The following is a 25,390-nucleotide window of genomic DNA, read 5'->3' as shown; positions in this document are numbered from 1 at the left end:
AAGCGGCGAGTTAAACGAAGGCATGTTTGCTTCGGACAAGCGTTGAATGAGGAAGCGAAAAGTAGTGGAGGCTACTTCTTTTGAATGATCTGCAACTGTTCGGAACCACCGATCAATAAAATCCAGTCGCTGTTGTTTACATTTTTGCGGTCCGCCGGTGCCGGAAAAATGCCAAACTCATTGTCGAATTCTGGGTCGAATTCTGGTGCCTTTGACGGGAGAAATTTACCAGACGCAGGATCAACCCATAAAGCCATTTGACCATTGCCAATAACACTTCGGTTCACTTTAAATCCGTCAGCATCACCATAGATGACGATCAGACTGTGATCTGGCAAAGCTGCCGCATAGCTTTGCGCAACGTCGGAAATTTCATTATCTCGATCTGGCTTCAGTTGTGACCATGGTATCTTATCGAAAAAAGCCTTCATGACTGACATAGACTGCGCTCCGGGACTGGCCAGTGCTTCTTGCCAGCTTTGATCCGAGGTGAAGACGCCCGGGCCTGAAAAATGCCAGATGGGGTTATTTCCAAAAAATTGCCCGGCTGCACCGCCTAAAAGCGCACCATAGGCATTCCGGCGTATCATACGCGCAGTCGTCTCACGCTCATACTCATAGGCCCCTTCAAGGAGGATTATGGGCATCGTGTCTGATTTACTGCGATCCAGGATCGTTTTGTGAACGTCATTATATGTATAGACCGTGTCGATCGCAAACCAAGGCTGATCTTTCCAGATCTCATTCGTGTTTGTATCGCGGCCCGAATGAACGGTCTGCGGCGCCTGGGGAGAAATTGCTGCGATTCCGTCTGCAAGTTTTGATACCAGTGCTCGATCCGGCGCATCAAAATCGCCGCCCAACACCCAAACGATATTGGGGAATTTAGAGAACCGTTGCGCGATGGCTTTGCCATAAGCTTCCATTTTGTCAGGGCCCGCAGCTTGTGCTTTAGCGAACCAGCCCTGATCACCACCGTTTACCCCAAGATATGCAGGAGCAAGAAAGACCACCAGCCCAAGCTTTTGGGCCTGTTCAATTGTCCAGGCAGCATGATCAAAATATTTCGGGTTAAGCGCACCAAAGGCCTCATTTGCGAAAGGCAATTCCCCATAGGCATTCCTTGGCGGATTGCTTGAAAACTGATGTTCAATCAGATTGACCAGAATAGCATTAAAGCCGCGCTTGCTGCGATCAGCCAGATAAGTTTCGACATCGCCTCGCTTCAGCTCCGCGATCAACGACCATGCCGTGTCACCCTGCAACAAAAACGGCCGACCTTGAGCATCTTCAAAAATACGATGATCCTGGCTTACTCTGATCGGAAAAGCATTTTCGGCTCGAACCATTCCTGTCAGAAGCAGCAGAAAACCCAAGATTAAGCCTAATCGCGACAGCATCATCGCGTTGCTGGTGGATATGATGGCGCATCGTTAAATCGGCGATACACCACCTGCGACGGGCGGCCAGTGAGATAATTGTCGACGCCATCATTGAGAGCTCGAACATAAACGCCAAGCGCTCCATCAATTGCGTCGATTGTACGTGCAATGTCCGTATCACTGTGCGTGTAGCTTACAACCAGAGACGGCATCAAAACACCGCGCCGGATGGTCTCCTGAAGGAAAAGTGTCCGCAACGCCTGAGAGGATTGTCCATTCTCGTCGAGAGTAGCGTAAGCCAGGCAGCAAGGGCGTCCGACCAAGCGAACATTGTTTTCTAATCCATGGACTGAAATCGCCGTATTGACCCCTTCGACAAGCTTTCGACCCTGCTCGTAAAGCCGTTCAATGACAGGCTCATCGCGATAGACTTTCATGGTGGCAATTGCAGCCGCCATAGCGTGCGTTTCGGCCCCATGCGTGGTTGAAAGCAAAAATACGCGGGCATAGTCGGTTTGGGTAAGCCCGCCGAGCTGCATATATTCAGCTTTCCCCGCAAGTGCCGAGATTGCGAAGCCATTTCCCAAAGCTTTGCCAAAGCAAGATAGATCAGGTTCGATGTCATAAAGCTTCTGAGCGCCGCGCATATGCCAGCGAAAGCCCGTTATCATCTCATCGAGGATAAAGAGAGCACCATTTTCATGGGCAATCCGTTTTGCCTCATGCAGAAAGTTATCTTGAGGTTCATCCATCCGCGCGGGTTCAAGAATTAGCGCTGCAATCATACCCGGATAATTTTCGAACAACGCTTTTACGCTCGCAATGTCATTGTAGCGAAAAGTGGTCGTCAAAGCTGACACCGATGCAGGAATACCCGCATTCATTTTCGTCGTTCCGATGAACCAGTCGTCAGTTGAGAAAAACGGGTGATCCGCACAACATGCTATCATATCGCGGCCGGTATAAGCGCGCGCCAGACGCACAGCTCCAGAGGTGGCATCCGATCCGTCCTTGCAGAATTTCACCATTTCGGCGCCCTCGATCAGCTCGAGGAAACTCTCCGCACATTCAATTTCAATTGCGCTGGGGCGTGTAAAGTTGCAACCGTCCTGCAACGCATCACGCGCCGCATGCAGCACCGGCGGATAGGCATGTCCGAGCCCTACGGCACGGTTGCCCATTCCGTACTCAATATATTGATTTCCATCGACATCGAATACATGCGAGCCGGAACCACGCTGTATGAAACCCGGCGCCAAGACCGGATACTGATCATCACCTTTGGCATAGGTATGACATCCGCCCGGTATGAGGGTATGGGCCTTACTTCTGAGCAATTGCGAATTGCGAAACCGGGATGTGAAAAGGTTCATGACCTTGTCCCTTTGCTAATTACCAGTTTTGACGATCACACTGTGGACCAGGCTGTGTTGAGGCGCTCTCGCATCTGTCGGAGCCAGTTCTTGACTGGTTTGGGAAGCCGACTTCGCAGGCTTGAATGTAAAGCGTTCGGCATTTTCCATTGCGAGAGCGCTAAAGGTTGTGCGATGGCAGGCCGGTTCTGCATCAGGTTTTCGAGAAGCCCTGCATAAGCCTGCCCTGCCAGATCATTATTGAATGCTACCGCGACTTTACGGACAGCAGCCTGAGCCATTTCCAATCTCAACTGCTTATTGTCTGCAAGAAGATCTATATGACGGGCGGCTTGTCTGAAATCTCCAACGGGAAACAAAAGACCATCTTCACCATCCGTGACAATTGTATCGGTCACGCCCGCGATCTTCGAAACGACTGCAGGGCAACCCTGGCTCATTGCTTCAATTAAAGTAAGGCCAAATCCCTCAAAACGCGATGGCATAACCATAACGTCGTGCTGACTGACAAGCCGAGGAACATCTGATGGTGCGACCCAACTCGTAAAACTTACTTTCTCACGGAAACTTTCAAGTCGATGGCGCAGTTGAACCAAATCCGGACCGTCACCCGCGACAGTCAGATGATAGTCGCATTTTAGCTCACGCAGAATATTGGGCAACCAGAACACACCTTTTGAATTGTCCTCGATACGCCCCAAATAAAGCAGACGTAAAGGCGCATTTTCATCCCGCTGCGGGACGATCTGCGGGGCAAGAATATCCTTGCTCAGGCCATGCGGGATAACCATCGTATGCGCGGCATCAAAGCCATAATGGTTGATCAGATCATCCCGGCAACGTTTTGATACGCCGACCGTCGCATGAACATGATCGCGAATTGCGCGAGCGGCTGCATAAGTTCCCGGAGTGATATTGTGCACGATCATAACACGCAAAATGTCATCTGGCAGATATCGCACCAGGTTTGTTTCAAAGCGACTGGACAGGACGTTTACAAACACCGCGTTGAATTTGTTCTCACGTAAAAACGCAATCATCCGCCTGGCACGTGTTTCCTCATCCAGCACACCCATCGGATCAATTGCATCGCCTTTTCGCAGCGCATCACTTAGCCCCTGACCCGCAGGTGGAAAACTGATCGTTTCTCCTGCCGCTCCTGCAGCCAGCCACCGCAATTCAATCCCGGACTGTCGAAGTGACGAGCACAGGCGCGTGAATACAGAGTAGGTCCCGCCGATATGTGGACGGACAAAGTAAGCACATTTCATGATCACAACCCCGCTGCCCAAAGGCCAAGACTTCGAGGGAAAAATCCCTCGAAGCCTTATTCCGGTATATCGGGGGGCGTTTGATATACCGCTTGCCAGTGTAACGAAATTGCTCGGCAGCGCATTTGTCTATGAGGGGTATATCCCTTCATACATTAGAGGATGGTGTTCACCCTTCTGCCAATTTTCATAAAAACATATACCGGCTTAGCTTGTGAATGCAGCTGGAGACACTTGTATGAGAATAGGTCTTTTCGGTCAGTTCGGTTCTGGCAATACCGGCAATGACGGATCCCTTGAAGCAATGCTGCAACTATTGAAACGCACATGCCCTGGCGCCCAACTCATCTGTATATGCGCCAGACCTGAAATCGTTAGTGAGAGATTCCAAATAGACGCGGTTCCGGTTGGGCAGCCTGCATCGGACAATGCGTTCATCAGGCTGATCAATAAAGTTCTCTTACAGTTTCCGCGCCGCCTTACCGGCTTTTTGGGTGCTATGTCACTTGCTCAAGGAATTGATCTCATCATCGTTCCTGGCACCGGTATTCTTGATGACTTCAACGAGGATCCGTTTGGCTGGCCATTCGCAGTTCTGCGTTGGTCTGTAGCGGCAAGATTGACGGGCGCGCGTTTTGCTTTCATTTCCATTGGCGCAGGACCTGTCACCCATCCACTCAGTCGCTTTTTCGTTCGCAAAGCGTCGATGATGGCCGTTTACCGTTCCTATCGCGATCAGGTTTCATACGATTTTATGAAATCCTTGCACATGGACGTTGCAAAGGACGTTGTCAGTGCGGATATCGCGTTTGCGCTTCCTGTTGTTGAAGATGAATTACGCAACAGTGGCGATCAGCGGATCGGTCTGGGCATTATGACATATAAAGGCTGGAAAAAGCGGGCTGCCGATGGTGCCGCGATTTACAATAGTTATCTCAACAAGATGACCGAGCTGATCGACGAACTCGTTCTGGAGGGACGACAGGTGCGCCTTCTCACCGGTGATATGGGCGATCTTGAAGCCGTTTATGATCTGCAAAAACGTATACGCGCGCCCAATTTAAGGAATGTTATTTTCGAGCCCGTTGCTTCTCTGAAGAACCTCATGGAGCAAATTGCAAAAACGGATATCGTGGTTGCCAGCCGATATCATAACATCGTTTGCTCTCTCTCTATGGGCAGGCCTTCAATTTCAGTTGGTTATGCCCGTAAGAACGATGCGCTTTTAAATGATACCGGCCTGGGTGAATTTTGTCATCACATTGAGAGCTTTAACCCGCAAACATTACTCACTCAGATCGATAGTATGTTTTCTCGCAGAGAAGAACTCGTCAAAGCCGTTAAAGCTGGTGTGGAGATCTATCGCGAGCGACTTGCTAAACAAGAAGAAGTCTTACGCGTCCATCTTCTCCAGAAAATAAGCTGATCTCAACTTCTACAGGCCATTACGGGGAAAGTCGGCGGCGGCGCTGAAACAAATAGTCGAAAGGTGGCATCAAGGCCATCAGGGGATGCCTCCTAAGCGCAAAGGCCATCAGGGATACAGATCCTTCTTCGCGTCTGACAAGATTTGACCATGCTGACCAATAAGCGCGTTTGGTAAGGCAATCACACGCTGCCGCGAGATATTGTTTGGCCTGTGGCATATCGCGGCCATCATTCTCAAAGAATGAGCGAAATCCAGCTTCAAACTCCCGATTCCAGTGCATGACTCCTGCCACCGTGGCCGACTGATTGTTCGAATGAACGCGGGCATAAGCTTGAACGCTTTCAGTCGAAGTAACATTCCCAAGCAACGCCAGACGCAACCACATCTCAAGATCATCGGTATGCGGCAGTGTTCGGCGATAATATCCGGCCTGTTTCTGAGCCGATGTGCGAACGACCGCCGTCGGCCCGGCAACCGGATTGAAAGCATGTTTGCATGCAAGTTCAATAAAATCAGTGCCAGAGCTGATACTCCATCGCCCATCGCCTGCAATCGTGGGTCTTTGGGGACGCTTTTCATCTTTTGAGATTTTTTGGGTTGCCCCATATGCAAGATGCGCGTCACGGCATTGCTCAAGCACATGGACGGCTCGAGATAATGCTCCATGTGCAAGCAAATCATCAGCGCATAGTATAAGAAAATACTCGGACCGCGCCCAATCAATACCTTCATTAAAAGACGCATGCGGCCCAGCATTTTTTGATCTTAGTAACAGTTCGACGCGCTTGTCGTGCGCAGCAAGATCACGCGCTATAGCTGCGCTATTGTCTTTAGATGCGTTGTCGATGATGAGCAAACGGACGTTGATACCTGTTTGCGATAGCACGCTATCTGCGCATTCGAGCAGATAATGACCGTAATTATAGTTGGGTATCATAACGTCGACAGTTGGCTGATCGGTAAAGCGCGTCTGCATAACCTGTCTCATTCCGCTGGTTCGGATAGGTTTGATCGCGGCAGTCGCGACCAACCAAGACTGCGTGCGAACTTACTAAAAAACCATCTGAAAATCGGAATAAGCTCTTCCCTGAACGGGTGACGGACTACAAACAACGCCAAGAGCCAGCCAGCGACAGCCACTACCCCAGTGATAACCGCCCTCATCCAGTGCATATCAAGATTAAATCCATCCGCGGCCACCATGATAAGCGGGCCTGCAAGCGCAAATATAGTAACAAGCGCACTCTTCATCAGTTCCTTGGTCAGCACCCGATAGGAAAAATTCACGTGCTTTCGCACATAAAGAATGGCCACAATCATCTGAAAAGGCAGACTGATGAACTGGCTCAACGCCACAGCAAGCAATCCGTGAAATGCCGCAAGACACAAGATAATCGTGGCGACCGATCTTGAAATGAAATTGGAAACGAAAGCCTCGCGGTTCGCACCAAGCGCCATGAGAAGGGGATAGGTCAGAATGACCGGAAACCAGAACAGGCTTGCAAGGCTTGTGATGGCAACAATGAGCGCTGCTTCAGACCATCCCGGCCCCAAAATGATATGAACAGCGGGATAGGCCAAAAGTGCCAGTAAGGCCTGTGCAGGCCAGTAAACGACTGAAATATAAGACAAAGCACGAATATAGGCGCGGCTGATATCACCGCCTGCACGAACATGCGCCGAAAGCATGGGAAATGCCACAGTGAAGACCGCAGAAAGAAAAACGCGATCAGGCAATCCGCTTACAGTGTTTGCACGATTATATATGCCAACAGATGCAATCGGCATGAAACGCCCAAGCATCAGTTGAGGAAACGTTTCGCATATCTTGTTCAGCCCCGCATTGCCGCCGAGATAAATTCCAAACTTCCAGGCTACACCAAAGCTGGCGAAAGAGGGACGCAACAGGCGTCCAAGTGGGTAGATTGTCATCGCCAAACCCGTTGTCATCAACGCACTGGCAAGCAACCCGTAAGCAAAACACATGTGCCCAAAGCCACAGGTAGCCATTGCAATCGTTACAGCCGCTCCAAAACCAGATCCGGCGGTGCGAATTCTGGCGAGCATGCCAAATGCCATTTCACGTCGCAACAATGCAACGACCGGTAATGAGATGCTTTCGACGATTGCCGCGATGATGGTGATATCGAGGAACATCAGTAACAACGGATCATGATAAGATGCCGCAAAATACTCTCGTGCCAGATAAAGTCCGGCCGAGAGCAGCAGTGTTACAATCATGAGGAAGGTCATCGAAGTCCTGATGTCGTGGTCCTGGACTTTTTCAATCCGGATCAGAAATTCAGGGCTGGCAAACTCCCGTAAAGAAAAGACAATTGCCGCGATACTCAGCCCTACTACACCCGCACCTGTTTCTGCCGGGCCGAGAAAGCGGGAGACTGCAATGACTGTCAGGAAATTAAACAGCAGGCCAGCATACTGCTCCAGCGCGGCCATAAGAATGCCTCGTCGGCTACCGCTCATCATCTGCTCCTCTTCGGGAGTTCAGGCAAAGCGTGTTTCGATCCGATACCGTGTTAAGTGTTTCGGACTGTGTCGTAAGCTGCTTGTGTTCTTTCAAGATATTTTATCCCCCCGGACAACCTGAACAGAACGGCAATGGGCCGCGTTTCATTCTAATATGTAAGGATAACCGTTTGCAGCCAACGGGAAACGTCAACGTTGGTGTTAGGTCCTGACCTGAAAGGAGTATGGTGCACGCTCTATAGCCAAGTCGTCGGTGCGTGCGTGAGCCGGTAAAAATCTAGCAAGTTCTAATTTTTACCCGCGCCTGGGAGGAGACATGATCAGTCTTTTCTGCATCACGCTTCTGGCTTTCACCTTATCAGTATTATTCTGCTTAGGGTTTCGCGGGCTCGCTCGCGAGTGGTATCTTGTCGACATCCCCGACGCCCGAAAGAGACATGATGGGAATGTCCCTCTTTGTGGGGGGATCGCGGTTTTTCTGTCATTCTTAGTCGCGGTTGCTTTGACCCCATCTTTGGCAGGTTCAGCGAATGCCATAGCTTTGTTGCCAGGCCTGTTCCTGATCCTTGCAACCGGTGTTCTGGATGACAGATTTGATCTTCCCGTCGCGCCGCGCCTTGCAATGCAAGTGATTGCTGCATTCCTGATTATCGGCATTGCTGGATTAACACAGATCCATCTCAGTCTTGTTGTAGGTGAAACACAAAGCACACTCCTCCCAGCAACCGAAATTCCAGGGGAAGTTCTGGTGGGGCCTCTTTTCCTGCTTATCGCGCTCGCTTTCGTGGTCGGCCTCGTGAATGCCATCAATATGAGTGATGGCGTTGACGGTCTTGCGGGTTCAGCGAGTGCCGCGGCTTTTTTTTGGCTGGCAGCTATCTGCTTCTGGGTTGGCGAAAACCGTATAGGTTTACAGACACTGGCTCTGGCTGCCGCATGCAGCGGTTTTCTCCTGTTCAACATGCGGCATCGCTGGCGTGCAAAAGCCAGCCTCTTTCTCGGTGACGGTGGCAGCACTTTTCTTGGTGCGGCACTTGCCGGAATAATCCTAATTCTCACAAATACGCATGCTGAAATAGCCTTTCCGATCGTGCTGTGGGTAGTTGTTGTTCCAGTGATCGACACACTCAGCCTCATCGTGCGTCGCCTTGCAGCACGTCGAAGCCCGTTCTCTCCTGATAGGCAGCATTTGCATCATCTGTTCATCGACGTGGGATTATCTGCAGGCCAAACCGCCGTGGCCATTATGGCACTCAATTTCCTGGCAGGCGCCATAGCCTATATTGCGATACGACTGGGAATACCCGCCTGGTCAATGCTTATAGCACTCGTCATCCCGGCAATTGCACACACGCTGTTCGTCCTGCACACCAACAGAGGTTTGCGTCCTGTTGTTAAAGCAACAGCAGCAGAGCCAGCTCAAGCACCAAAAGCAAACGTGACTCTACCAGGGGCAACTTCATGAACGTATCAGTTCTTATCATGACATGGAATGAAGAGATCAATCTACCAGCCTGCCTGGCCTCGCTGGATTGGTGTGACGATATCGTCGTACTCGATTCATTCAGTGACGACCGCACGGTCGAGCTCGCAAAAGCTGCAGGCGCGCGTGTGTTTCAGCGGCCTTACGATACCGAAGACCGACAGCGAATGTATGGACTAACTGAAATAAAGTTTAAACACGATTGGGTCTACACTCCGGATGCCGATGAGATAACACCTGAGGATCTGCGTGATGAAATGCTGGCAATAGCATCAGATCCAACCCGGCCCGAAGTTTTCTTTAAAGCACGCTACAAAAACATGTTCATGGGGCGCTGGATAAAACATGCGAGCCTTTATCCCACATGGATCACTCGTTTGGTGCGTCCCGATCGCGTTCGATTTGAACGCTCAGTACATTCGCGTGCAAGCGGTGGCCCAGAAGGCGCTCTACAGTCGCATTTCATTCACTACAGTTTCAATAAAGGCCTCGAGGCCTGGTACGACAAGCACAATCGTTACTCTTCGGCCGAAGCTGATCTTTCGTCCAGCCGTCTGCTTGAACGAAAGATTGACTGGGGTGGCATAATATCCTCTGCGCCAGAGAGGCGCAGACGAGCGCTAAAATCCCTTTCCTATCACATGCCATTCAGGCCATCCCTGCGCTTTCTTTACATGTATCTGGTGCGTGGAGGATTCCTTGATGGAAAGCCCGGTTATCTTTATTGCCGACTTCTCGCTGCTTATGAATTCATGATCGTTATCAAGATGGAAGAGCGGCGTCGCAATCAAAGCGTCGAGTTGGACAGCGCACCGGTTCGCCATGGGCTGGAGAATAAAGAACCAGAGCGGCATATGGTATGATGTTATTGATCTTCCTGCCCTGTGCCGTTCTCTTCGGGTTGGCTGCAATGTTTTATTCAGAACCTGTTCTGACATTGCAGGATGATGGCACTAAAGCTGATGTTATTGTTGTTCCCGGTGGCGATGGACCACCACGGGCAGCGCAGGCAGCGCGCCTCTGGAAAGAAGGCCGCTCACCACTTATTCTGATTACTGGCGATGGCGATTGCCTTTTCAATAAGCAGATAATGGTTCGTGACGGCGTGAATCCATCCGCAATCCTCGTAGAATGCCAATCGGGCAGCACCTGGCAAAACGCTTATTATTCCGTGCCTGTCATGCGTGAAATTCAGGCAAGAAAAGCGTTGATTGTTACGAACTGGTATCATTCGCGTCGTGCAATAGCGAGCTTTCGCGCAGCCTGCCCGCAAATGCATTTCAGTTCTTCGCCCATTGGGGGTGATGGCAAACAAACAGGCTTTCCTACAACCCCTGCTGATATCGAGCTTGTGGCAAAAGAATATGTGAAACTAGGCTGGTATCTGGTGTCTGGCCGCATTTTCCCATGGGATCTGGTTCCGGACAATTCCTCCCCTACCCTCTCCAGCGTTTGCGCGCCTTATGGTAAAAGCCCATGAACATTTCGCTCACCTGGATTTTTGTCGGCCTTGTGGGATGCTTTCTGGCAGGCGGGCTGCTGTTTCGCGCAGAACGTATGTACCAGTTTCCTTTTCTTGCTGGCGTAATGACATTTGGTTTCCTGCTGCCACAGATCCCGGCTTTGGTGCATGACCAGTTTCTACCATCGGGTGCTTACGCCAAGACAATGTTTATGGGAATTCTATCGCTCGCAATGCTGGCACTTGGTTGGCGTATGACCAGGAAGCCGATCGGCTTTCTTAGCATGAGCTTTAGTGAACGCCGCCTAATCTGGGCTGCAGCAGGATTATCGGCATTTGGTGCAATCTTCTATTTTCTTTTAAGTCGCCTGCCCGGTGATGTTTCAATCGGAATGCAGATGACAGGCATTCCCGTTGTCTATCTCTTCTTTGCACAGCTTATGCCCTATGGCCTCGCAATCGCCCTTTTGTGCTTTGCACGCCGGCCTTCATGGACCGTGTTGGCGATTATCGCTTTTGATCTGGTTTTTTATCTCGACCGCATTCTCGTAACGGGAAAGCGTGCAGAGGCAATTCAGCTTTTGCTTATGATATTGCTCGCTTTCTGGTTCTATCGTCGGTTTGTTGTGCCGCGTATTCTCATGTCGCTTGGCATTCTCGCGGGGACATTTCTGATGACAAGCATGGGCGACTATCGCCAGATTACGCGCGCAGCTTCAGGCTTTGTACTCGATGACATTATGCAGATCGATTATGCAGAAAATTTCAATGAAACGCTGGAGCGCGGCGGTCTCGAAATGCGTAATGCGGTACAGCGTATCGATGAAATCGACAGACGACTGGAGTTTGATTACGGCAAATTTCACTGGAACCGCGTGATCTTCACTTTTGTCCCAGCGCAGCTCGTCGGCTCGAAATTGAAGGATTCACTTCAGTTCAACACGCCCAAACCAAGCCGTGACTATAATCCTTCGACAGGCACGACCGAAACCGGACTGGTCGATGCATTTGCTTCATTCTGGTACTTTGGCGCTTTCAAGTTTCTGCTTCTTGCGTGGATAATGCGTAGGCTTTGGGAAACTGCGATGGCTGGCGAAATGCTGGGGCAACTGGTCTATATATTATCGATCGTGCCAGCCATGCATGCAATATCGCATCAAACCGACTGGGTTATTCCGGTCTGGATTCATATGGCGATTTTCCTGGTACCTGTTCTATCGCTTTGCCGCATACGCAATCAGTCAGTGGGTCTGCCGACACCGTTGCAACGCAATCCGCGCATCCCTCAATTTATGTAAAGGATGGGAATGATGTCTATTACATCGCGATCAGATTCTCACATCACCATAAATGGACGGAAGGGCTCCTCCCGTCCAATGGAGGGCGGAGCAACCTTCACATTAACACACCGTCTTCAGCGTCTCTTCTGGCAGCTGACATGGTTTTCTCTGGCGGCATGGACACCTTCTTTCCTGTGGCGCTGGCGAGCGATGATATTGCGGGCATTCGGTGCCCAAATTCACAAAACCGCCATTGTTCGCGGTAGCGCCCGGATATGGTGGCCAGGAAACCTTGTCATGGACGCCCATTCGTCACTTGGCCCGGGGGTTCTTTGTTATAACGTTGCGCAAGTCACACTGGCTCCTTATGCCATCGTCTCGCAACGTGCCCATCTGTGCACCGCAGGCCACAATATCGATCAGCACGACTTCCCGCTCACTGCAGCTCCGATTGTCATCGGGCCTTGTGCGTGGATAGCTGCAGAAGCTTTTGTCGGACCTGGGGTAAATGTGGGGGAAGGTGCCGTATTGGGGGCAAGGGCAGTCAATTTCCGAAATATGGAACCATGGATGGTTTATGCTGGCAATCCAGCGACACCAATACGTCCAAGACGAAAACTAGCTTAGAGCGTATCCCGAAAAGTGTGAAACGGTTTTCGGACAAAGATGCGCGTTAAAACAAATATTTAGAGCGCATTCCAAGAAGCGAGAATATGGATCGGAGCGCCAGTTTCTTCAATTTGGCGCCCTGAATGCCGGAAAGAGCTCTCAAGTCACAGTGATCGTTTTCAGAGCATCCTGAACGGAGACCACCCCAGCCCCAGGACGTTGCCATGTCTGATAGGCATCGACAGTTTGAAGGGCAATTCGTGGCCAAGTGTAATTCTCACGTACCAAACGCGCCCCGGCAATGCCCATTTGACCGGCACGCTCAGGATCTTCCAGTATATGAATGAGCCCCGCTGCGACTGCTCCCGGAGATAGGGTGCATACGACACCGGCATTCGCATCAGCGACTTCAGGAAAATGGCAAGCGTCAGTGATGACAACTGGAACACCACAGGCAAGCGCTTCAGTAATTGCAACGCTAAAGCCCTCCTGACGACTGGGCAGACAGAAACAGGCAGCGTTCTTCAACGCCTTGATCTTAGCATCGCCATAAAGACCACCCGTCACGTGCACACGATCTTCAAGACCAGCCTCACGAATGGTTTTTAGAAACTCTGTTTCCGCCCCACCATCGGGCCCTGCTACCACGAGATCCACTTCGGGGAACAGGGAAGCAATCTGTCGAAATGCATCGGCCAGAATGTCGAGGCCCTTTTTATAATGCAATCGAGACAAGAAAAGCACATAAGGACGATCGGGTAAGCCAGTTCTGATACCCTCACTTCCCTCTATTTCACTGAGAAATATTCCGTTTGGGATGATAATTGATGGAGGCTTCAAGCCCAACGGTCGCATCAGCTCAATCTCATCTTGATTGAGCGCCTGGATAAACGCTGCTCCATCAAGCATTTTGCGGAAACCAAGCTTCAATGCGAGTTTCTTTTTCCAGGCCTTTTGTTGCATACTCCAAACATCGAGCATGCCACAACAGCATATGCAGTAAGCAACACAATAGCGACGACAGAGCATTGCCGCTCTCAGCAAATTGGTTTCCCACACACCATGAATGTGTACAAAATCTGCCGAGCGTATAAGGGGGGACATTGCTTTTGCGGCGCGACTACCCAAAAATTTCTCACGCATATCGGGCATTGCAAGCAGTAATGTCCGCACCCTACCGAAACCGGGTATCGCAGCCGTGGCTTTCACAGCACGATAATTGATCTCATCATCACTATAACTGACTATAGTCACGTCATGCCCGAGAGATGCCTGAGCTGCAGCAAGACGAACGACGACCGCTTGTGGTCCGCCTTTAGCCGGGTCGAATGACCCAATAACGTGGACGATCTTCATGATGTTTCACCCATCGAGAGTTGTGACAAGGCTTTGACCAATCGTTCGCCGTAGCGCAAAACGGTGAAATCGCTCGCTCTTTCACGTGCATTCTCACTCATCCTGAACAGTGTCGTAGGACTATCCGAAAACCAGCGAAGGATTTCGACGGTTTCATCAACATCACGGATCGGGACGATGTATCCGTCGATTCCGTGGCGAACAACGCTCCCGGTATTCTCAGTACAGATCACTGGAAGACCTGCGGCGAGAGCCTCGTAACAGGCAGTTGCCGATCCTTCGCACAATGAGGGAAGATAGAAGACGTCCGCCCATTCAAACTGCGATCGCATTTCGCTGCGCGGTATTGGACCTGTCAGCTCGACAGCTTTTTTAAGCTGTTCATACGCTTCTGGCTGAATATCGACTGGCCCAACCATGCGGAACTGAACCTGTCCATTGAGCTTTCGCGCGACCTCGCCGACATAGGGTGAGCCTTTTCTAAGCCCCACCGCTCCAACGGTTAAAACCCTCAATGGTCCCGGCTTACGTGCCCTCGGACAGATCGAAAAGCGATCATCGACACCATAGGGCACTACGACCACTTTTTCGACCGCACAGCCTGCTTCTATCACGTGTTTTGCAACAAAATCCGACGGACATATCACGGCATCTGCAATCTGCCATTCAGCCTTTTCCCTTGCGGCAAAGGCTACGGCATTCACATCGTCAGTAGCCGATACTTGCCAGCCTGGATTTAGAACTTCCTCTTCACAGGCCAACTGATCGACAACGCCACGCGGCGCAATCATTTGTTCAACCGCTGTCCAAAGACCCTGTTTTTTTGCCGCGCTCAAAAGCTCAAGTGCTTCTCCACTGAACGCATAGACCCCGCTTGCACCATGAAAGCCCTTGGCGGCGACCAGCTTACCAAAGGTCTCACCCGCCCATTCGGCCATCCCTGCAAGGCGCAAATATCAGTATAAAAATGTGCGAGCCTCTGATGATCTGCGAATATGCGAGGCACCGCATAATGCATTCGCGCGCCCAATTGGCTTACGACAAAAGAGCCTTCCATCACATTTTCTCCACATGAAACTGCCGGTCGAGAACGGGCATTGCCGAGAGCTGGCCTTTCCTTACTATTCGGCCTATTGCTGACTGCCAGACGGCCGCACCAAATTCGCGCGAATAGGCGGTTTCCATAAGATAACGCGCATTGTTTCCCATCGTGTTGCGATTGAGCTGTGAGTTTCGCAACAAAAGGATCGAGCTAATCAGCATCTCGACCTCACCCGGACATATCGACAAGCCGCAGTGAAAATCACGTACAACGGTTGCTATCTCGCCGTCAGGATCGCCAATAAAAATTGTCGGGCGCGCAGCTGCTAAAACACCGTAGAATTTGCTCGGCACGATACAATGTTCAAGTTCAGGTTTCAGTGACACCAAATGAGCATCTGCAGCTCCCAGACTTTCTGAAAGCTGCTCCACCGGTTGGAAAGGCTTCATGACGACATTCGATAGCTTGCGTCGCTTTACTTCTTGTTCGACATAGGCACGCTGTTGTCCCTCACCAATCATCAAAAAAACGATATCCGAATTCGTTTGAAGCTGTTCTGCCGCATCAAGCACGGTGCAGAACTCGTGCGCTCGACCAAAATTACCGGAATAACCAATGACAAACTTTTCACCCAGTCCCCATAAGTTGCGCAACGCATTCTCTTCACGGTTCACGGGCAGGATTTCGTTTTTATCTGCCCAGTGATGAACCACTGCCAGACTGTCAGAAGGTATGCCTTTTTCAGACAAATAACGCGCCATCTTGTCTATCGGGCAAATCGTAAGTGCGGATTGGCGCATCGACCAGTTGCGTAATGCAACAGCCAGTCTGCCGGATACATTTTGGTGTTTCATCAGTCCCAGTTCGATGGCTGTTTCGGGGAACAGATCCATAACCCAGTTTACGAGGTGCGCACGTCGAAACCGAACAGGTAGTGCGGCAGAAACGGAAAGGAGTGGCGGATCAGTACAGACCACGCATATATCGTCCTTTTTTGCGTTGGCAGCAAACCATGCAGCAGCCGAGAGGTGAAACGTTGCATAATCAATTGCCCGACCTGCAAGTTTCTTACGACCGAAGCCAGACGTCCATATTCTGTGGACATCGACACCCTCGATTGTTTCGCGCGCGGGTAAAACAGGTTTGCCATTTTCGTGGTAGTTGCGGCTGGCAACCACGGTGGTCTCTACACCTTCGCGCACCAGTTCATGTGCCAGGCTCGTCACCATCCGGCTCGTCGCGGATTGATCGGGATAGAAGTACCTGTTTGCCAGAACCACACGCATGATCTTGATTTCCCATAGCTCGATCGGGTTTTGATCAGGATGGCAACACCATCTCCAATGTCGCAAGGAGCCCAATGGCATAGGGAACACAGACAGCGGGCGAGAGGCCTACCTCTTTTGTCTAAACAGGGCATGTTCAATGCGAATTGATGCTTATCCGAAGTGGGATACTTGGTGTCTGCATTACCGTTTTGAAGCCGTTTAGTTGGACATCTAAATCGCTATCATGGCTGTATTCAATTCTGGCCGGAGGGAAGACCTTGCAGGAAAAGACAGCTCTCATCATTGGCGTGACAGGACAGGATGGCGCCTATTTAAGTGAGCTACTGCTCAACAAAGGCTATCGGGTACACGGCCTCAAGCGGCGGTCTTCTTCATTCAATACGGCACGCATCGACCATCTTTATCAGGACCCGCATGAAGAGGATATCCGCTTTCGCCTGCATTTTGGCGACTTGACAGATGCGACCAATCTCTGCCGCGTTATTCAGGAAGTCCGCCCCGACGAGATTTATAATCTCGGTGCACAAAGCCACGTTCAGGTCAGTTTTGAAACGCCCGAATATACCGCGAATACAGATGCGCTCGGCACATTGAGATTGCTTGAATCGATACGCATTCTGGGGTTTGGCAACACATGTCGCTTTTATCAGGCTTCAACATCAGAACTGTTTGGAAACAGCTCACCATACGCACAAAGTGAACAAACGCCATTCGCCCCACAAAGCCCATATGCGACTGCAAAGCTTTTTGCCTACTGGACAACAGTCAACTATCGTCAGGCATATGGTTTTCATGCCTCCAATGGCATTTTATTCAACCATGAAAGTCCTCTGCGCGGGGAAACCTTCGTCACGCGCAAGATCACGCGCGCAGTTGCAGCAATCGAACGAGGGCTTCAGGAGAAGCTACGGCTTGGCAATCTTAACGCTCGTCGTGACTGGGGTCATGCGCGCGATTATGTCGAGGGAATGTGGCGGATTTTGCAGGAAGATGTAGCCGACGATTATGTTCTTGCCACGGGGGAAACACACACCGTGCGAGAATTCGTCGAGCTGGCATTTAATGCTGTCGATAAACAGATCGAATGGAACGGTGACGGAGTCAATGAAATCGGAATCGATCGAAAATCGGGTAAATGTCTGATCGAAATAGATCCCCGCTATTTTCGTCCCAACGAAGTTGATTTCCTGTTAGGCGATGCATCCAAAGCGCAGAACAGGCTTGGCTGGAAACATACGACGGGATTTGGAAATCTTGTCACCGAAATGGTCGACTGGGATTTGCGCAATATTATGCGGGAGGCTGGACGCAATGACTTCTACGGCTGATCAAACGCCTCGTGCAGTCTACTCGCTTTTGGGAAAGAAAGTTTTCGTTGCCGGCCATACCGGCATGGTGGGGTCGGCAATATTGCGAAGACTTCAATCTATAGACTGTGAGGTCATCAGTATAGCCCATAGCGATCTTGATCTCACACGACAAAGTCCGACAGAGCAATATATCGCCCATCATAAACCCGATGTCGTTATTGTGGCCGCAGCTCGTGTTGGTGGAATTCTGGCCAATTCACAATACCCGGCAGACTTTCTCTACGACAATCTGACCATTGGCATAAACGTTATTCGCGCCGCACATCTATCAAATGTCGAACGCCTGCTTTGGCTGGGGTCGAGTTGCATATATCCCCGGGATGCTCCTCAACCCTTGCATGAGCAAGCATTGTTGACTGGACCATTAGAGCCAACCAATGAAGCCTATGCAATCGCGAAGATCGCGGCCCTCAAATACGCTCAGGCGTGTTCTCGTCAATTCGGTAATCGATTTATGACCGCCATGCCGACAAACCTCTATGGGCCCAACGACAACTTTGATCCTCATACATCCCATGTATTGCCAGCACTGATGCGTCGCATTCACGAAGCGAAAATCAATGGCAATGATCATATCATGCTGTGGGGAAGTGGTACCCCATTGCGCGAATTCTTGCATGTCGATGACCTTGCTGATGCCTGTGTACATCTGTTGCGCTTCAGCGAGAGCATTGAACCGGTAAATATCGGTACCGGCGAAGAAATATCGATCAAAGAACTCGCTCTGACGATCGCGAACGTCGTCGGATTTGAAGGCACATTCGTACATGATCTAAGCAAACCAGATGGAACACCGCGTAAGCTCCTCGATACCTCACTGATGCATTCGCTTGGCTGGAAACCACGTATCCGTCTCCATGATGGCATAAGGGAGGTTTATCGGAACTGGGTTCAAAACATTACTGCACCAGTGGCAGCTTGAGCAACGACGCTCAACCGTGGTTACAACAATTAGAGGGCGCCTCCAGTTTATGGGAGGCGCCCTTCTTATTTGGGATCTTTGGTAGGCTACACTTACGAAGGTGAACCCGTTATTTTACTCATGTCCAACTCGATACGTAAAATATCGCCGGGCTTGATCTCCGTGCGTTCGTTACCGACAATGTCTTCAAATGTACCATTTACATTCCGACTGATTGTGAAAACCAGTTTCTGACGCATATCAGATGAAGAAATATTGCCTGAAGATTTGGCGATTTCGGCCATTGTTTGAAGTTGGGCATTGCTGCGCAACTCCATACGGGCAATATTGAGATCGAGCTCCTGCAAACTTCCAGCGGCTTCGCTTTTGCGAACCTCCTCAAGATTGGCAATACGCTGTTGTACGGCGAGTTGATTCTGCCTTGCCCGCGCCAGAAACGATCCCAATTCCAGCGCATCACGCCGTGTTGCAGAAAGATCGCGCTCCATATCACGAAGATTGGACTTTGCAGCCAGCCCACGGTCGACAAGTGACTTACTTGAATCGACATTCTCCTGCAGAAGCTGGATTTCAGTATCATGAAGTTTGATGCTCTGCTGGAGTGTCTGGATTTCATCTCCATAGCTTGCTGACTGCGCTTCCAGTGCCTGACGTTCGGCAGCAAGATTATTACGACGAACATCGAAAAGTGTCTTTTCGCCCTCTAACATATGCTGACTGAGCGCTGCAGCCTGTTTATTCGCCGGTGTGGAATCCGGTAACTCATACTTGAATTCCGTTCCATTAAGTTCAGCCTGGAGACGGACCCTACGGATATTCGTCGTCGTGATCTGCATTTGCAGATCAGCATATTCTTGTTGCGCAGAAATTAATTGCATACCGGCTGTGACTGCTGGCGCCTCACCTTTTCCGGCTCCTCCGCCCAAAGCCATGAGCTCAAGTGCCACCATTCCCGGGCGAAACTCATACTTGCCGGGTGCTTTTACATCGCCGACAATAAATACGGGCGCATACTGATTAATCACGGCAGTCACAGTCAGACCTGGTATATGTTCTGACAGCGAGCTGGCAATCTTTTCGCTGATTTGCGGCGGTGTCAGACCGCCGACATTGATGTTGCCCACCACTGGATAGCCAATATTGCCATCCACATCGACCGGATAAAGGCCCGTCAGGGATGGTTGACCATAAACTGTGACCTGCAAAACATCATTGGGACTGACGAGATAAGCCTGCCCTTGTGCCAAGGCCCCATTCGCCACCCCAACAGCGATCAATCCTGACAACATCGCTGCTTTAAAGTGGTAACTCAAACGGAAGTGATTATGCCGGTAAACCATTTTATTGCCTCACGCCTGATCTTGCGCTTTGTCAGTCACGGTTTGATTGCGTCGCGCAGTTACCGCTCGCAGCAACCTGCTGGCTTTTCCGGCACTCGAACGACAAAACGCGACAGCGAGATTGATCCAGTTGCGATAGGAGGTCGAAACCTGGTTGACGACTGCAAGCGCTGGCTTGCGTCCGAAAGACGCCATTGTTTGTATAAGCGCCAGGTTTGCATGCTGATCCTTCCGATCCGGTTGAACCACTAAAAGTGCGGTATCAGTGGCTCGGGATAAAAGAAGCGAGCGCTTGTCCTCCAGCACTGCTGGTAGATCTACGAGTATAATTTTATGATCAACACGAAGTTGGGCAATGAGGTCTGCAAGCCATTCCCCCTCTTGCAACTGCTTTCCCGGAGTTATGATATCTATTCCTGAACTGTGATCGTGTATGAGAGATGCACCCGGCAGAACCCGACCCAAAGACGCAATACCATATTCACTTTCAGGAAGTCCGAATGCCTCTGAAAGCCTTGACTGCCGGTTTGTTGCATCAATGACAGCGACAGCCACTCCCGATGCGGCGAACTGTTGTGCCAATGCTGTAATAAGCAGGGTTTTTCCTTCAGTATCGGTCAGCGACACGACCGAAAGAGCAAGGGAATCCCGCCCACGTGTCAGTAACCGCAATCGATCGTGAATTGACTTGATAGCGCGTCCGAAAGCGCTGGCTGGATCGAGCCCACGATTGACGAGCATTGGCACTGTAAGTTGGCGCGCCAATGGAAGCAGGGTCGCTGCAGGAATTCCCGGAAGAATGAATGATGCCGTCTGAGCAGGACGAATTTTATCGAATGTTTCTCTCAAAACCGTGCCCAGGATCGAGACCAGTCCACCCAGCCCCAAACCGAGCAACAGCCAATTTGCCAGATTAGGACTCGCTTTGGCCATTGCTGGCTCTGCAGCAGAGATCATTTGCGCTTCAGGCGCAGCGATCCCGTCTTGTTCAATAAGCTGCTTATAGCGGGTTAGATAGCTCTCATAGACTGTTCTGCTGGCATTGGCTTCACGGTCAAGTTGCACAGCTTTGACTTGAGCTTGATTGGCGTCTCCAAGTTCAGCTTCTGCAGCTTTGAGGGCTTCTTCAAGCCCTATCCTGCGTTGTCGGGCAATTTGGATTTCATTACTGAGACTCTTTGTGATTTCATCAACCTGCGCTGAGATCTGTTGCTTGAGCGCTTCCCGCTCAGCGGTGAGAACAGGAATTTCCGCACTTTTCAAAGCACCATTGGATCTCAGTTCATCAAGCTGGCGCTCGACACGCGCTTGTTCATTGCGAAGTGTCTGGATCGCTGGTGAAGCCAACACTTCGGTCATTGCCGGCGCTTCATTATTTGTTTTCAAAGACTCCGCCGTGCGAAGCCTTGCCTCCGCGAGCGATACCGCACCAGTTGCCGCAACAATTTCAGTGTTTAATGCGGCAACACGTTGCGCCTGAAAACTAATCTGTCCTGGTTCTCCAGCGAGGCGCGACTTTTGTCTGAAATCTTCGGCAGCACGCTCAGCGTCTTCAAGACCACTACGCAACGTAACGAGCTTCTCACCAAGCCATTCACTAACGCGACGTGCTGCCGATTGCTGCACATCGATCTGATGTTCAAGATAGGCCGTAACGAATGCATTGGCGACCTTTGCCGCATAAACAGGGTCGGAGGCACGATATGAAATGAATATCGTGTATGATCGACCGTCGTTATTCACGCGTAACCGCGAAAGCAAAAGATCGATCCGCTGACGTTCACGTGCTGCGGGGTCAACATCGCGTGCTTCGCGCTCCCGCGTCACACTATCGGATACAGAAGAAAGCACAGTGCGCGAACGGAACTCCGTCGGCACGACGATGTTATCGGCTTGCAGAATATCGATGACCTTGCGGGCCATCATGCGTGAGCTGATGATGTCGAGTTCAGAACGAAGAACTGGGCTGTCTTGAGGTAGGGGGGTGATAGCACTCTCATTTGGAAGCGCCTGCACGCGTCGCATATCAAGCACCAGCACAGATTCCGAAACATAACTGACAGGCGCAGTCAGGTAGCCTGCAAACCCAATGCAAGCCCCTGCTACGACCGGTACAATAAGCAATGTTTTTCTGCGTTTTATGGTTTCGAGCAGGTCAGCCAATGGCTGCCGCGCGTTTCCTGATGAAACGTCGGAGATAATCACAAAAAGTCTCCTTTATGAGAAAAGGCTCTGCGTTGTGACGAAACTGTTTTCCCAAATTCGTGAGGAATTATTGGATGTCGGAAAAGGATGTTTCCGACGGGAACAGTTCGTTGATAATGCAGGCAACTTCTGTGCGATTAGACGCCTTCAGTTTCTTCATGATGTTACGAATATGAACCTTAACTGTGCTTTCCCGAAGTTTGAGTTCATAGGCGATGATCTTGTTCGCCTTGCCGCGACGTAACGCATTAACAACCTCCGCCTGGCGCTGGGTAAACATTCCCCCCAAAGGCTGAAGCCGATGCGAATTCGGATCTGTCGCGTGTCGAAGAGCAAGCACACTGCTTGCTGGAACAAAGGTTCCGCCGGCCATTGCCAGCCGCAAAGCCTCCACACATACATTCACATTGACGGATGTTGGAATATAGCCCCGTACACCATGATCGAGTGCCTTGAGGACCTGAGAAATTTCCTCCTTGTCCGCCAAAATGATGACCGGCGCCGGTGCACAATCGTTGACAATGCGGTTCAAATAATTGCCCACGGCAGGATCCGAAACTTTCTGGCCACCTATATTGAAGAGCACAGCACTAACAGTACGTCCGCGACGTTGATGCTGCCACTGTTCGAAGGAACTGAATGTCGCGATCGACATTTCGATGCTATGGTTGGTTAGTCCATGCGCCAGACATTCGCGATCCAACGCACGGTTGTCGATTATTACAAGTAATGGCAGCAAACTATCGAAAGAATCTTCCGACTTAACTGATACATCTTTAGATACAACCTGACTACTATTTCTTATTTCACTGTTTACACCATTGAAATGCGGAGAAACGTTCATTTTTTCGCCCTCAAATCCGAATTATGCGCACAGCTCTTTCGTATTCGCGTCACGATGACTGAAGCGCAACGGCCGCCTGTTTTTGATTTCAGCGAGATATATTATTAACCCCGTAATCAATTCTTATTTTTGCTTTTATTGATTAAAAGAGTGCCCTAATTTTATCACAATGTCATTAACCTAGATTAAGCACTTGTGGGAAATATGGTTTAGTAAAAGCTCTGACATCTACGCAATTAGTGGTAGAGATTACTACCTTGCCAAAACAGATATGCTCCCCGACACTTATCTATAGAACGCCAGAACGCCCGCCCCTTACGAAATCGGAAGGCGCGAGAATCAGGCAAACCATCACTTCTGCGGATATGTGCCAATGGCGGTCATGATTGACGACGCAAAAACATTTCGCCATTTCCTCGAAAACCCGCCAATTGGTGCAGTCTTTGAGGAGAACGATTTCGGCATCCTTAGCGCACTTCCAGTGTCCATGAAAACTTACGCGCCGCATACGGTTGTCAGCAGCCAGGGCGACTGGGCAAACTCTCTCCACGTCATCAGAGGCGGATGGGGCTGCATCTATCGTGATCTCGCAGATGGTGATCGTCAGATCCTCGACTTTCCGATGAAAGGCGACTTTCTCGGCTTTAGAACCGGAATCGGATTTAACTATTATACTTTAATCTCAGTCACTGAACTCGCAGTCTTTGAGCTTTCTCTCGACCATCTCACAGAATCTCTCGCAAAATCGCCGCGCCTCGCCATGACCTTCATGGAACTGATGGCTCGGCAACGCGCCATCCTTGTGGAACATATTATCAGTATCGGACGGCGCAGCGCTCTTGTTCGGGTGGCCCATCTCCTGCTGGAGCTGGGCCATCGTGCGCGACTGAACGGAACAGGAAATGAGGAACGTTTTTTCTGTCCCCTCACGCAATCCGAGCTGGGCGATGCTCTTGGACTCACGCCGATACATATTAATAGAATGCTGCGTGAATTGCGCAGCGATGATTTGCTGACCTTCCGAAACAATACCGTTGAATTCCTCAACCGTCCCGCTCTGGTGCATATTTCGAGTTTCAATGAAGACTATCTCACAATGGAAATTTTCCCACGTTTCAGAGTGAGTAGACGAAGCAATTGACGTATTCTGACAATCAGGCGCTTGTTGAGACAACCTTAGTTCGGAACATGGGTATATCCCTTCCCAGTGTTTTAAACTAGCCTGAACCTCAAACAGTGTCTGACTGTGTGGGAGAACATAACCATGAGAAAATCACTGATGATAGTCGGCATACTTGCCGGCATGGTGACTGTTGCCAACTCTGCTTTGGCTGCCGACGTTGTTGTCGGCTCCAAAATCGACACCGAAGGCGGCGTGTTGGGAAACATTATCTTGCTGGTTCTTAAGGCGAACAACATACCTGTTGTCGACAAGATCCAGCTTGGTGCGACGCCGATCGTGCGCGAAGCTATTCTGCAAGGCCAAATCGACATTTATCCTGAATATACCGGTAATGCTGCTTTCTTCTTCAACAAAGGCGACCTGCCTGTGTGGAACAAGGCTGAAGCAGGATATGAAGAAGCCAAGAAGCTCGATTATGATGCTAACAAGATTGTATGGCTAACGCCTGCCAATGCCAACAATACATGGGCAATTGCTGTGCGCCACGATGTAGCAGAAAAGAACAATCTGAAGTCCCTGACTGATTTCGGTAAATATGTGAACGCTGGCGGTGAGGTAAAGCTTGCAGCATCGTCAGAATTTGTAAGTTCAGCTACGGCCTTGCCCGCCTTCCAGACGGCATATAGTTTCACCCTCAAACCTGATCAGTTGATCACGCTTTCTGGGGGTGACACGGCAGCGACAATCGCTGCAGCTGCACAGCAAACCTCAGGCGCCAATGCGGCCATGGTCTATGGCACCGATGGCGGCATCGAAACTGCTAATCTTACGGTGCTGGAAGACGACAAGGGTGTGCAGCCCGTCTATTTACCGACCCCAATTATTCGCGAAGCAGTGCTGAAGGAAAATCCGCAAATTGCTGAACTGCTAAAACCGGTATTTGAGTCCTTCTCTCTTGAGAACCTTCAGGAACTCAACGGTCGCGTCCAGGTCGGTGGCGAGCCTGCAACTGACGTTGCTCGCGAGTACCTGACCTCCAAAGGCTTCATCAGGTAATCCCTTCTCCTGCCGGATGTTTTAGAATTTCCGGCAGGGTCTATTCGCATACGGCTTGCTGGACCGG

General features: G+C 50.5%; 20 protein-coding genes and 1 pseudogene. 10 read left to right on the top strand and 11 right to left on the bottom strand.

Annotated features, from left to right (window positions below; all coding sequences use genetic code 11):
- Nucleotides 1-71 precede the first annotated feature (71 nt).
- From CEV33_RS20085 to CEV33_RS20075, 3 genes are read right to left on the bottom strand one after another with little or no spacing between them, the layout of a single operon-like run.
- A complete protein-coding gene (locus CEV33_RS20085; RefSeq protein WP_235818468.1) occupies nt 72-1,376 on the bottom strand; it encodes an apiosidase-like domain-containing protein in 1,305 nt (434 codons plus the stop codon).
- Between the two features lie 23 nt (nt 1,377-1,399).
- Complete coding sequence (locus tag CEV33_RS20080; RefSeq protein ID WP_094542165.1) at nt 1,400-2,755, bottom strand: glutamate-1-semialdehyde 2,1-aminomutase; 1,356 nt, start codon at nt 2,753-2,755, stop codon at nt 1,400-1,402.
- 35 nt (nt 2,756-2,790) lie between these two features.
- Nucleotides 2,791-4,026 carry a glycosyltransferase family 4 protein gene (locus tag CEV33_RS20075; protein WP_094542164.1) on the bottom strand — a complete coding sequence of 412 codons (1,236 nt, stop codon included), beginning with the start codon at nt 4,024-4,026 and terminating at the stop codon, nt 2,791-2,793.
- Nucleotides 4,027-4,264: 238 nt separating this feature from the next.
- Between CEV33_RS20075 and CEV33_RS20070 the strand changes: the two genes are divergently transcribed.
- Nucleotides 4,265-5,452 (top strand): polysaccharide pyruvyl transferase family protein, encoded by a 1,188-nt coding sequence (locus CEV33_RS20070; RefSeq protein WP_094542163.1) that lies wholly within the window; start codon nt 4,265-4,267, stop codon nt 5,450-5,452.
- A gap of 19 nt (nt 5,453-5,471) precedes the next feature.
- Here the strand turns inward: CEV33_RS20070 and CEV33_RS20065 are convergent, their stop codons facing one another.
- Nucleotides 5,472-6,431 (bottom strand): glycosyltransferase, encoded by a 960-nt coding sequence (locus tag CEV33_RS20065; RefSeq protein WP_094542162.1) that lies wholly within the window; start codon nt 6,429-6,431, stop codon nt 5,472-5,474.
- An 8-nt stretch (nt 6,432-6,439) separates the two neighbouring features.
- Entirely contained in the window at nt 6,440-7,939 is a 1,500-nt protein-coding gene (locus tag CEV33_RS20060; RefSeq protein ID WP_094542161.1) for an oligosaccharide flippase family protein, read from the bottom strand.
- Between the two features lie 319 nt (nt 7,940-8,258).
- On the opposite strand from CEV33_RS20060, the gene CEV33_RS20055 reads away from it, so the two are divergent.
- From CEV33_RS20055 to CEV33_RS20035, 5 genes are read left to right on the top strand one after another with little or no spacing between them, the layout of a single operon-like run.
- On the top strand, nt 8,259-9,407 hold the full coding sequence (locus tag CEV33_RS20055; protein WP_094542160.1) for an MraY family glycosyltransferase: 1,149 nt from the start codon (nt 8,259-8,261) through the stop codon (nt 9,405-9,407).
- Nucleotides 9,404-10,288 (top strand): glycosyltransferase family 2 protein, encoded by an 885-nt coding sequence (locus tag CEV33_RS20050; protein WP_094542159.1) that lies wholly within the window; start codon nt 9,404-9,406, stop codon nt 10,286-10,288. Before CEV33_RS20055 ends, CEV33_RS20050 begins: the two co-directional genes overlap by 4 nt.
- Nucleotides 10,288-10,905: a YdcF family protein gene (locus CEV33_RS20045; RefSeq protein WP_374817360.1), complete on the top strand. Its 618-nt coding sequence runs from the start codon at nt 10,288-10,290 to the stop codon at nt 10,903-10,905. The genes CEV33_RS20050 and CEV33_RS20045 overlap by 1 nt, the downstream gene beginning before the upstream one ends.
- A complete protein-coding gene (locus CEV33_RS20040) occupies nt 10,902-12,185 on the top strand; it encodes a hypothetical protein (RefSeq protein ID WP_094542157.1) in 1,284 nt (427 codons plus the stop codon). Before CEV33_RS20045 ends, CEV33_RS20040 begins: the two co-directional genes overlap by 4 nt.
- 12 nt (nt 12,186-12,197) lie before the next feature.
- A complete protein-coding gene (locus tag CEV33_RS20035; protein ID WP_094542235.1) occupies nt 12,198-12,794 on the top strand; it encodes an LbetaH domain-containing protein in 597 nt (198 codons plus the stop codon).
- A gap of 141 nt (nt 12,795-12,935) precedes the next feature.
- On the opposite strand, the gene CEV33_RS20030 is transcribed toward CEV33_RS20035, so the two are convergent.
- The 3 genes and pseudogenes from CEV33_RS20030 to CEV33_RS20020 form a co-directional block, all read right to left on the bottom strand.
- Nucleotides 12,936-14,132 carry a glycosyltransferase gene (locus tag CEV33_RS20030; RefSeq protein WP_094542156.1) on the bottom strand — a complete coding sequence of 399 codons (1,197 nt, stop codon included), beginning with the start codon at nt 14,130-14,132 and terminating at the stop codon, nt 12,936-12,938.
- Nucleotides 14,129-15,189, bottom strand: a pseudogene (locus CEV33_RS20025) (glycosyltransferase family 4 protein). The gene CEV33_RS20030 and the pseudogene CEV33_RS20025 overlap by 4 nt, the downstream one beginning before the upstream one ends.
- The gene (locus CEV33_RS20020; protein WP_094542155.1) at nt 15,189-16,460 is read right to left on the bottom strand and encodes a glycosyltransferase family 4 protein; all 1,272 of its coding nucleotides are present in this window, start codon (nt 16,458-16,460) and stop codon (nt 15,189-15,191) included. Before CEV33_RS20020 ends, CEV33_RS20025 begins: the two are co-directional and overlap by 1 nt.
- 260 nt (nt 16,461-16,720) lie before the next feature.
- On the opposite strand from CEV33_RS20020, the gene gmd reads away from it, so the two are divergent.
- Together gmd and CEV33_RS20010 are read left to right on the top strand one after the other, a co-directional pair.
- Nucleotides 16,721-17,791, top strand: coding sequence for a GDP-mannose 4,6-dehydratase (gene gmd / locus CEV33_RS20015; RefSeq protein ID WP_094542154.1), 1,071 nt, complete (start codon nt 16,721-16,723; stop codon nt 17,789-17,791).
- Nucleotides 17,775-18,755 (top strand): GDP-L-fucose synthase family protein, encoded by a 981-nt coding sequence (locus CEV33_RS20010; protein ID WP_094542153.1) that lies wholly within the window; start codon nt 17,775-17,777, stop codon nt 18,753-18,755. Before gmd ends, CEV33_RS20010 begins: the two co-directional genes overlap by 17 nt.
- 92 nt (nt 18,756-18,847) lie before the next feature.
- Here CEV33_RS20010 and CEV33_RS20005 read toward each other — a convergent pair whose 3' ends face one another.
- The 3 genes from CEV33_RS20005 to CEV33_RS19995 all read right to left on the bottom strand — a co-directional run bounded on the left by CEV33_RS20005 (nt 18,848) and on the right by CEV33_RS19995 (nt 23,144).
- Nucleotides 18,848-20,095, bottom strand: a complete 1,248-nt coding sequence (locus tag CEV33_RS20005; RefSeq protein WP_094542152.1) for a polysaccharide biosynthesis/export family protein — start codon at nt 20,093-20,095, stop codon at nt 18,848-18,850.
- Nucleotides 20,096-20,104: 9 nt separating this feature from the next.
- Nucleotides 20,105-22,300 carry a GumC family protein gene (locus CEV33_RS20000; RefSeq protein WP_094542151.1) on the bottom strand — a complete coding sequence of 732 codons (2,196 nt, stop codon included), beginning with the start codon at nt 22,298-22,300 and terminating at the stop codon, nt 20,105-20,107.
- 67 nt (nt 22,301-22,367) lie between these two features.
- A complete protein-coding gene (locus tag CEV33_RS19995; RefSeq protein WP_094542150.1) occupies nt 22,368-23,144 on the bottom strand; it encodes a response regulator transcription factor in 777 nt (258 codons plus the stop codon).
- Between the two features lie 373 nt (nt 23,145-23,517).
- Between CEV33_RS19995 and CEV33_RS19990 the strand changes: the two genes are divergently transcribed.
- Entirely contained in the window at nt 23,518-24,285 is a 768-nt protein-coding gene (locus CEV33_RS19990) for a Crp/Fnr family transcriptional regulator (protein ID WP_094542149.1), read from the top strand.
- Nucleotides 24,286-24,408: 123 nt separating this feature from the next.
- Nucleotides 24,409-25,323, top strand: coding sequence for a glycine betaine ABC transporter substrate-binding protein OsmF (osmF, locus tag CEV33_RS19985; protein ID WP_094542148.1), 915 nt, complete (start codon nt 24,409-24,411; stop codon nt 25,321-25,323).
- Nucleotides 25,324-25,390: the final 67 nt, after the last annotated feature.

It is taken from the genome of Brucella grignonensis, assembly GCF_002252505.1.
GTDB lineage: Bacteria > Pseudomonadota > Alphaproteobacteria > Rhizobiales > Rhizobiaceae > Brucella > Brucella grignonensis.
Note: the sequence above shows the minus strand (reverse complement) of the source record. Positions and strands in the feature narration are given on the sequence as shown.

What these genes read in the sequence shown, in the direction of transcription:
- CEV33_RS20060 (WP_094542161.1), bottom strand. Translation starts at nt 7,939, where the DNA reads ATGAGCGGTAGCCGACGAGGCATTCTTATGGCCGCGCTGGAGCAGTAT.
- CEV33_RS20065 (WP_094542162.1), bottom strand. Translation starts at nt 6,431, where the DNA reads ATGCAGACGCGCTTTACCGATCAGCCAACTGTCGACGTTATGATACCC.
- CEV33_RS20030 (WP_094542156.1), bottom strand. Translation starts at nt 14,132, where the DNA reads ATGAAGATCGTCCACGTTATTGGGTCATTCGACCCGGCTAAAGGCGGA.
- CEV33_RS20035 (WP_094542235.1), top strand. Translation starts at nt 12,198, where the DNA reads ATGTCTATTACATCGCGATCAGATTCTCACATCACCATAAATGGACGG.
- osmF (WP_094542148.1), top strand. Translation starts at nt 24,409, where the DNA reads ATGAGAAAATCACTGATGATAGTCGGCATACTTGCCGGCATGGTGACT.
- CEV33_RS20020 (WP_094542155.1), bottom strand. Translation starts at nt 16,460, where the DNA reads ATGCGTGTGGTTCTGGCAAACAGGTACTTCTATCCCGATCAATCCGCG.
- CEV33_RS20010 (WP_094542153.1), top strand. Translation starts at nt 17,775, where the DNA reads ATGACTTCTACGGCTGATCAAACGCCTCGTGCAGTCTACTCGCTTTTG.
- CEV33_RS20040 (WP_094542157.1), top strand. Translation starts at nt 10,902, where the DNA reads ATGAACATTTCGCTCACCTGGATTTTTGTCGGCCTTGTGGGATGCTTT.
- CEV33_RS20055 (WP_094542160.1), top strand. Translation starts at nt 8,259, where the DNA reads ATGATCAGTCTTTTCTGCATCACGCTTCTGGCTTTCACCTTATCAGTA.
- CEV33_RS19990 (WP_094542149.1), top strand. Translation starts at nt 23,518, where the DNA reads ATGGCGGTCATGATTGACGACGCAAAAACATTTCGCCATTTCCTCGAA.
- CEV33_RS20045 (WP_374817360.1), top strand. Translation starts at nt 10,288, where the DNA reads ATGTTATTGATCTTCCTGCCCTGTGCCGTTCTCTTCGGGTTGGCTGCA.
- CEV33_RS20075 (WP_094542164.1), bottom strand. Translation starts at nt 4,026, where the DNA reads ATGAAATGTGCTTACTTTGTCCGTCCACATATCGGCGGGACCTACTCT.
- CEV33_RS20005 (WP_094542152.1), bottom strand. Translation starts at nt 20,095, where the DNA reads ATGGTTTACCGGCATAATCACTTCCGTTTGAGTTACCACTTTAAAGCA.
- CEV33_RS20070 (WP_094542163.1), top strand. Translation starts at nt 4,265, where the DNA reads ATGAGAATAGGTCTTTTCGGTCAGTTCGGTTCTGGCAATACCGGCAAT.
- CEV33_RS20050 (WP_094542159.1), top strand. Translation starts at nt 9,404, where the DNA reads ATGAACGTATCAGTTCTTATCATGACATGGAATGAAGAGATCAATCTA.
- CEV33_RS20080 (WP_094542165.1), bottom strand. Translation starts at nt 2,755, where the DNA reads ATGAACCTTTTCACATCCCGGTTTCGCAATTCGCAATTGCTCAGAAGT.
- CEV33_RS19995 (WP_094542150.1), bottom strand. Translation starts at nt 23,144, where the DNA reads ATGAACGTTTCTCCGCATTTCAATGGTGTAAACAGTGAAATAAGAAAT.